The organism is Pseudanabaena sp. PCC 6802, assembly GCF_000332175.1.
In the GTDB taxonomy this organism is placed as follows: Bacteria; Cyanobacteriota; Cyanobacteriia; order Pseudanabaenales; family Pseudanabaenaceae; genus PCC-6802.
Window position 1 is genome coordinate 4,533,855 of sequence record NZ_KB235914.1, and the last position, 9,556, is coordinate 4,543,410.

General features: G+C 53.0%; 2 protein-coding genes. Both read right to left on the bottom strand.

Going from position 1 to position 9,556, the window contains the following annotated elements; translation table 11 throughout:
- Nucleotides 1-4,940 (bottom strand): Ig-like domain-containing protein (locus PSE6802_RS30520; protein ID WP_019503124.1); only part of this gene is annotated, 4,940 nt, incomplete at its 3' end.
- Between the two features lie 708 nt (nucleotides 4,941-5,648).
- The coding region (locus tag PSE6802_RS30525) for a beta strand repeat-containing protein (protein WP_019503125.1) at nucleotides 5,649-9,556 on the bottom strand (3,908 nt) is incomplete at its 5' end.

Here is a 9,556-nt window from a genome sequence, read left to right on the forward strand (position 1 = left end):
TAGACCACCACGTCATCCGTTGGAGATGTGGTGCCGTTCGTGCTGATGCTGGTGCTGCCGTTCGTGCCTGGTGTGGCTGCCGTCACGGTTAATGGATCGCCATTCGGGTCGCTATCGTTGCCCAGTACTGCAACGGATATGGGAGTACTGGCGATCGTGCTGGCAGTATCATTCGTCGCATCCGGTGGCGCGTTCGGAGCCGGATTCACCGTCACCGTCACCGTGGCCGTATCCAATCCGCCCATGCCATCGGAGATCGTGTACGCGAACGAATCCGTACCCGTGAAGCCACTGTTCGGCGTGTAGACTACCACGTCATCCGTTGGAGATGTGGTGCCGTTCGTGCTGATGCTCGTGCTGCCGTTCGTGCCTGGCGTGGCTGCTGTCACGGTTAATGGATCGCCATTCGGGTCGCTATCGTTGCCCAGTACTGCAACGGATATGGGAGTACTAGCGATCGTGCTGGCAGTATCATTCGTCGCATCCGGTGGCGCGTTCGGAGCCGGATTCACCGTCACCGTTACCGTCGCCGTATCCAATCCGCCCATGCCATCGGAGATCGTGTACGCGAACGAATCCGTACCCGTGAAGCCACTGTTCGGCGTGTAGACTACCACGTCATCCGTTGGAGATGTGGTGCCGTTCGTGCTGATGCTCGTGCTGCCGTTCGTGCCTGGCGTGGCTGCTGTCACGGTTAATGGATCGCCATTCGGGTCGCTATCGTTGCCGAGTACTGCAACGGAGATGGGAGTACTAGCGATCGTGCTGGCAGTATCATTCGTCGCATCCGGTGCCGCGTTCGGGGCGGGATTCACCGTCACCGTTACCGTCGCCGTATCCAGTCCACCCATGCCATCGGAGATGGTGTAGGTAAACGAATCCGTACCCGTGAAGCCACTGTTCGGCGTGTAGACCACCACGTCATCCGTGGGCGATGTGGTGCCGTTCGTGCTGATGCTCGTGCTGCCGTTCGTGCCTGGCGTGGCCGCCGTCACGGTTAGCGGATCGCCATTCGGGTCGCTATCGTTACCCAGTACTCCTATCGAGACGGGCGTGCCAGATGGGGTAGAGGTAGAGTCATTTACCGCATCGGGGATGCCGTTATTCACCACTACCGTCACCGTCGCCGTATCCAATCCACCCATGCCATCGGAGATCGTGTACGTGAACGAATCCGTACCCGTGAAGCCACTGTTCGGCGTGTAGACTACCACGTCATCGGTGGGCGATGTGGTGCCGTTCGTGCTGATGTTCGTGCTGCCGTTCGTGCCGGGTGTGGCCGTCGTCACGGTTAGCGGATCGCCATTCGGGTCGCTGTCGTTGGTGAGGATGCTGATGCTGGTTGGAGTTCTGCCTAGAGTCGTGGCAGTGTCATTGACAGCATCCGGTGCGGTATTTGTGACGGTGACCGTGACGGTAGCGGTATCACTCCCTCCCATGCCATCGGAAATCACATAAGTGAACGAGTCGGTGCCCGTGAAACCTGTGGTTGGAGTGTAGACGACAACATCATCGGTGGAAGAAGGGGTGCTCATCGTGTCGATGGAAGTGCTGCCCATGGTGGGACTGCCTACACTGGCGATGGTCAAGGTGTCGCCGTTCGGGTCGGTGTCGTTGCCCAAGACCGAGACGCTCACTCCCATGCCACCTGCGGTGGTGGTGCTGTCGTTTATCGCATCCGGTACGGTATTCGTAACGGTGACGGTAACGGTGGCGGTATCCAGTCCGCCCATGCCATCGCTGATGGTGTAGGTGAAGGAGTCTGTACCAGTGAAGCCTGTATTGGGCGTGTAGATAATGACATCATCGGTGTTGGATGTCGTTCCCATCGTATCGACACTGGTGGTGCCGTTCGTCGCACCTGTCGTGCCTGTAATGGTGAAGTTATCGCCATTGGCATCCGTATCGTTGGCGAGGACGGAGATACTCGTAGCCATGCCACCGGGTGTTGTCGCAGTGTCGTTAATCGCATCCGGTGCGGTATTCGTGACCGTGACGGTAACGGTAGCGGTATCCAGTCCGCCCATCCCATCAGAGATGGTGTAGGTGAAGGAGTCTGTACCAGTGAAGCCTGTATTGGGCGTGTAGATGACGACATCATCGGTGTTGGATGTCGTTCCCATCGTATCGACACTGGTGGTGCCGTTCGTCGCACCCGTCGTGCCGGTGATGGTGAAGTTATCGCCATTGGCATCCGTATCGTTCGTGAGAACGCTGATACTCGTGGCCATGCCACCGGGTGTAGTAGCGGTGTCATTCACCGCATCCGGTGCGGTATTCGTGACCGTGACGGTAACAGTAGCGGTATCGCTCCCTCCCATGCCATCGGAAATCACATAGGTGAACGAGTCTGTACCAGTGAAACCCGTGGTTGGCGTGTAGACGACAACGTCATCGGTGGAAGAAGGGGTGCTCATTGTGTCGATGGAAGTGCTGCCCATAGTGGGACTGCCTACACTGGCGATGGTCAAGGTGTCGCCATTGGGGTCGGTGTCGTTGCCCAAGACTGAGACGCTCACTCCCATGCCACCTGCAGTGGTGGTGCTGTCGTTTATCGCATCCGGTACTGTATTCGTAACAGTGACAGTAACGGTGGCGGTATCGCTTCCTCCCATGCCATCAGAGATGGTGTAGGTGAACGAGTCGGTGCCGACAAAGCCTGTATTGGGCGTATAGATAACGACATCGTCAGTGTTGGAAGTCGTTCCCATCGTGTCGATGCTGGTGGTGCCGTTCGTCGCACCCGTTGCACCCGTGATGGTGAAGTTATCGCCATTGGCATCCGTATCGTTGGCGAGAACGCTGATACTCGTGGCCATGCCGCCTGGAGTTGTGGCAGTGTCATTGACAGCATCCGGTGCGGTATTTGTGACGGTAACCGTGACGGTAGCGGTATCGCTCCCTCCCATGCCATCGGAAATCACATAGGTGAACGAGTCTGTACCAGTGAAACCCGTGGTTGGCGTGTAGACGACAACGTCATCGGTGGAAGAAGGGGTGCTCATCGTGTCGATGGAAGTGCTGCCCATAGTGGGACTGCCTACACTGGCGATGGTCAAGGTGTCGCCGTTCGGGTCGGTGTCGTTGCCCAAGACTGAGACGCTCACTCCCATGCCACCTGCAGTGGTGGTGCTGTCGTTTATCGCATCTGGTATTGTATTCGTCACCGTGACGGTAACGGTGGCGGTATCGCTCCCTCCCATGCCATCAGAGATGGTGTAGGTAAACGAGTCGGTGCCGACAAAGCCTGTATTGGGTGTATAGATAACGACATCATCGGTATTGGATGTCGTTCCCATCGTGTCGATGCTGGTGGTGCCGTTCGTTGCACCTGTCGTGCCTGTAATGGTGAAGTTATCGCCATTGGCATCCGTATCGTTCGTGAGAACGCTGATACTCGTGGCCATGCCGCCTGGAGTTGTCGCAGTATCATTCACCGCATCCGGGGCTATGTTGACTGATGCCGGGGTAAAGTTAAAACCGGCTAAAAAACTTATGTATTGAACGGTGGGGTTTGTTCCTCCTCCTGGCAATGGCGTGCTGTTGTCATATGTGAGAGAAAAAGAGCTTAAAGAACCTGCATAGCTTACATTAGCGTTGGCGTTAGGGGTAGGAGGGGTATTATTATCAGCATTCTGAGTAGCTGAGATTACCCCGCCAGCAATCATTACTCCGGAACCAGTAATAGTAGGTGAGCCACTGACAGTAACTCGGTCAGAATAGTTTTGCGTCATGCTGCCGACGGGGCTAAAATCAACGTCGTAAACGTCGAATGCAACACCAGTAACCGTCGTAGAAAATGCAACTGTAACAGTAACAGCATCGCTAGAACTAGCATTATCAACCAGAATTTGGAGCGAAAGGGGACCTGAATTACCAATTAAAGGGTTGTTATCGCTAAAAGGAGCACTGGTGCCAACGCCCCCACCGTCCCACGTTACGCCCATAGTTGCAGCAACAGTGATTGTGATATCAACTCCCGATCCACTGACATTACTATATAAAATGGATGTTGAGCTTCCGGAAGTTACATTCACGGAATCAGGCCAACCGGTGACAGAGGTGCCGAGGCCAACTACCGTTCCCATTGCCGTTGCCCAGTCAAAAGTGGCTAGGGTTGATGCATAGCTATTCGTGACTTCAGTAGGAGCAAAAATCTGGCTCTCGATCGCTCCAATCCTACTTTCTAATACCCAATCCCCACCAAGGGCAGCATTACCAGTAAGATTGGTAGAAGCTGCAACATCTGCACCAGTTAGTGTAGAGATCTCGTGGATGAAGTTGTCACCGATCGCGCCCTCAGCAACGTTACAACCGTAAAAAAGAATATCGGCATCATCGGTAAGTGAAGATGCCCAAGCTTGAAGCTGTTGCGAGTAGCTATTAATATTGGTGCTAGAAAGTGTAGAACTGCCAAGCTGAAGTTGACCGACGCTACCATGGGAAAGGATATGAATGCTGGAAATATCAGTACGCGCAGCTAATATTTCAGAGATTTGCTCGACTCCATCGCGTTCTGGGCTGAGGAAAACTATCTCGGCAGCGGGATTGATACCTGAAAGAAGGCTGGAGTAGTCAGGAACGCTGAGATCGATAAAGATAATTTCGTTGGAATTATTACCCAATGAGCCACCAGGAGCAATACCAACAGATTGTGGAACCAGACCAACTAATGGATCGTCCTTGTAAGGAGAGCTAACGGCGCGATCGTTGCTAGCAAAGGTTAGCGCGATGTTGCCAAAAGCATCAAGGTTAAATATTGAAAAGTCTGATAAGGATTGAGTACTGGCAAAAAGATCCGGCAATTGGTGTAGAGCCGTAGGCCGATCTTGAGGCATACTCTCGATATGCGGTACTACAGAAAAGTCAGAAGGTAGTACTTGTCCTGGTTGCAGTTTCTGGTAGTCAAAGCTATCCAGAAATTCTTGTCCGGTACTCATATGTTTATCAGATTTGTTAGATCTTTCTGTTTATTTATTGGGCTGCTTAGCAGTGCAAGCAATGCATAACTAATATCAATTCTTCAAAATTGAACTACAAATCGCTCTATGTACGGGCGAACTGCCACTCGCCCCTCCAGCAATCTGTAATTTTGCTTTAGGGAATTGGTATAAAACATCGAAAACGGCTTTTCAAGCTAACTTGAAAAGCAGTAACTTTCTTGACAAGAGCGATACATCGTAAAAGTAAGAACTGGGCACAAGCCGAAGATAATGCTTGCCAGAGAAAATTTTTAATTTCCTCTGGCAAAATACCCCTTCTAGCAAACACAGTTAAGCTGTGGTAGACATTCGCAACACTTAAATCGTGCAAACCAAATTCATCTTTTAGATCGATTCAGGGTTATTATGCCCAAAACGTGCAAGATGCGATCGCATCTTGCATGTTTTTCTTAAGTAGCTCTAGCTAGCTATATTAAAGACTTAGGTGTCCATCAACTCTAAATATTACTCTAGGAATCAAAAAAATACATGCCGAAAAGTGCAACAAATTATTGGCTCTATTTCTCTCCAGGTGGGCTTATGCTTGCATTTTCTTTACCAAAGATGTAGTTGCAAGAACTAATAAGGGCGAGGTGAAGGGATTCTACCCTTGCACCCCGCCCTTACAGACAGAAGCTGCGTTTATCGGAGCGAGATGGTAATGGCTTAACTACCACAGGTGATGGTAACGGTAGCAGTATCAAGACCACCCATACCATCAGAAATGGTGTAGGTAAACTTATCCGTACCTCTGAAGCCAGAACTTGGCATGTAAACGACTACATCATCAGTGGTTGAGGACGTACCTTTGGTGTCGATCCTTGTTGTACCGTTCATTCCTGGCGTGACATCAGTAATGGTTAACTTATCTCCATCCGGATCGGTGTCGTTTCTCAAGACGGCAATACTAACAGCAGTGCCATTGGCAGAAGCTGAATCATTTACCGCATCAGGCCGCTGATTAGTTCCATTATCGCAGGGAGTAACCTTAACACAGACCGTGGCAGTATCGAAGCCGCCCATACCATCAGAGATCGTGTAGGTAAACCTGTCCGTACCGCTAAAGCCAGGATCTGGTGTATAAAGCACCACATCGTCAGTTGGGGAGGCTGTACCCTTAGAGTCGATCGCCGTTGTGCCGTTCATACTGTCAGTAACACTGGTGATGGTCAACTTGTCGCCATCAGAGTCAGTATCGTTAGCAAGGACGGCAATCTTAACTGTCATCCCATCCGAAGTGGCCGAATCATTTACCGCATCAGGAGGCTGGTTAACATCACAGGGAGCAACCACTACCTTGACGGTGGCAGTATCCAGCCCACCCATACCATCGGAGATAGTGTAGGTAAACTTATCCGTACCGCTGAAGCCAGAGTTCGGCGTGTAGACCACCACATCGTCGGTGGGAGAGGCCGTACCTTTAGTGTCGATCGACGTTTTGCCATTTGTACCATCAGTAATATTAGTGATGGTCAGCTTATCGCCGTCAGGATCGGTATCGTTGGCTAGCACAGCAATCTTGACTGGCATACCATCCGAAGTAGCGTAGTCGTTGACCGCGTCCGGTGGATCGTTATCTCCACCCGTGACCGTCACCTTGACCGTAGCAGTATCAAAACCACCCATACCATCAGAAATGGTGTAGGTAAACTTATCTGTACCACTGAAGCCGGGATCCGGCGTGTAGATAACTACGTCATCGGTGGGAGAAGTCGTACCCTTAGTATCAACCGATGTTTTGCCATTCATGCCATCGGTAACATTAGTGATAGTCAACTTATCGCCGTCAGGATCGGTATCGTTAGCGAGAACGGAAATCTTGACTGGCATCCCATCGGAAGTGGCGTAATCGTTGACTGCATCAGGCGGATCGTTATCTCCACCCGTGACCGTCACCTTGACCGTGGCAGTATCAAAGCCACCCATACCATCGGAAATGGTATAGGTAAACGAGTCCGTACCAGTGAAGCCACTGTTCGGTCTGTAGACCACTACGTCATCGGTGGGAGAAGGCGTACCTTTAGTGTTGACCCTCGTCGTGCCGTTCGTACCGTCGCTGACACTAGTAATCGTGAGAGGATCGCCATCAGGATCGGTATCGTTGGCCAGGACATCAATTCTGACTCTCATTCCATCGGAAGTAGCAGAATCGTTGACCGCATCGGGCGGGTCGTTATCCTCACCTATAACCTTGACGGTCACCGTGGCAGTATCAAAGCCACCCATACCATCGGAAATGGTGTAGGTAAACGAGTCCGTACCAGTGAAGCCACTGTTCGGTCTGTAGACCACTACGTCATCGGTGGGAGAAGGCGTACCTTTAGTGTTGACCCTCGTCGTGCCGTTCGTACCATCGCTGACACTAGTAATCGTGAGAGGATCGCCATCAGGATCGGTATCGTTGACCAAGACATTAATTCTGACTCTCATTCCATCGGAAGTAGCAGAATCGTTGACTGCATCGGGCGGGTCGTTATCCTCACCTATAACCTTGACGGTCACCGTGGCGGTATCCAACCCACCCATACCATCACTGATGGTGTAGGTAAACGAGTCGGTACCAGTGAAGCCACTGTTCGGTCTGTAGACCACTACGTCATCGGTGGGAGAAGGCGTGCCTTTGGTGTTGACCCTCGTCGTGCCGTTCGTACCATCGCTGACACTAGTAATTGTGAGAGGATCGCCATCAGGATCGGTATCGTTGGCCAGGACATCAATTCTGACTCTCATTCCATCGGAAGTAGCAGAATCGTTGACCGCATCGGGCGAATCGTTTCCGTTACCTGTAACTGTCACTTTGACGGTGGCAGTATCCAATCCACCCATACCGTCACTGATAGTATAGGTAAACTTATCCGTACCGTGGAAACCGGGATCCGGCGTGTAGACTACTACATCATCAGTAGGAGAAGTTGTACCTTTAGTATCAATCGATGTTTTGCCATTCGTGCCATCGGTAATATTGGTGATAGTCAACTTATCACCGTCAGGGTCGGTGTCATTGGCGAGGACATCAATTCTGATCGGCATCCCATCAGAAGTAGCATAATCTTTGACCGCATCAGGCGGATTGTTATCCTTACCTGTAACCGTCACCGTTACCGTCGCCGTATCCAGTCCACCCATGCCATCGGAGATGGTGTAGGTAAACGAATCCGTACCCGTGAAGCCACTGTTCGGCGTGTAGACCACCACGTCATCCGTTGGAGATGTGGTGCCATTCGTGCTGATGCTCGTGCTGCCGTTCGTGCCTGGCGTGGCTGCTGTCACGGTTAATGGATCGCCATTCGGGTCGCTATCGTTGCCGAGTACTGCAACGGATATGGGAGTACTAGCGATCGTGCTGGCAGTATCATTCGTCGCATCCGGTGCCGCGTTCGGGGCGGGATTCACCGTCACCGTTACCGTCGCCGTATCCAGTCCACCCATGCCATCGGAGATGGTGTAGGTAAACGAGTCGGTACCCGTGAAGCCACTGTTCGGCGTGTAGACCACCACGTCATCGGTGGGCGATGTGGTGCCATTCGTGCTGATGCTCGTGCTGCCGTTCGTGCCGGGTGTGGCCGCCGTCACGGTTAGCGGATCGCCATTCGGGTCGCTATCGTTACCCAGTACTCCTATCGAGACGGGCGTGCCAGATGGGGTGGAGGTCGCGTCATTTACCGCATCGGGGATGCCGTTATTCACCACTACCGTTACCGTCGCCGTATCCAATCCGCCCATGCCATCGGAGATCGTGTACGTGAACGAATCCGTACCCGTGAAGCCACTGTTCGGCGTGTAGACTACCACGTCATCCGTGGGCGATGTGGTGCCATTCGTGCTGATGCTGGTGCTGCCGTTCGTGCCTGGCGTGGCTGCTGTCACGGTTAATGGATCGCCATTCGGGTCGCTATCGTTGCCGAGTACTGCAACAGATATGGGAGTACTAGCGATCGTGCTGGCAGTATCATTCGTCGCATCCGGTGACGCGTTGGGGGCGGGATTCACCGTCACCGTCACCGTGGCCGTATCCAATCCACCCATACCATCGGAGATGGTGTAGGTAAACGAGTCGGTACCCGTGAAGCCACTGTTCGGCGTGTAGACCACCACGTCATCCGTTGGCGATGTGGTGCCGTTGGTGCTGATGCTCGTGCTGCCGTTCGTGCCGGGTGTGGCCGCCGTCACGGTTAGCGGATCGCCATTCGGGTCGCTATCGTTGCCCAGTACTGCAACGGATATGGGAGTACTGGCGATCGTGCTGGCAGTATCATTCGTCGCATCCGGTGACGCGTTCGGAGCCGGATTCACCGTCACCGTCACCGTCGCCGTATCCAATCCACCCATGCCATCGGAGATCGTGTACGCGAACGAATCGGTACCCGTGAAGCCACTGTTCGGCGTGTAGACCACCACGTCATCCGTGGGCGATGTGGTGCCGTTCGTGCTGATGCTCGTGCTGCCGTTCGTGCCTGGCGTGGCTGCTGTCACGGTTAGCGGATCGCCATTCGGGTCGCTATCGTTACCCAGTACTCCTATCGAGACGGGTGTGCCAGATGGGGTGGAGGTCGCGTCATTTACCGCATCGGGGA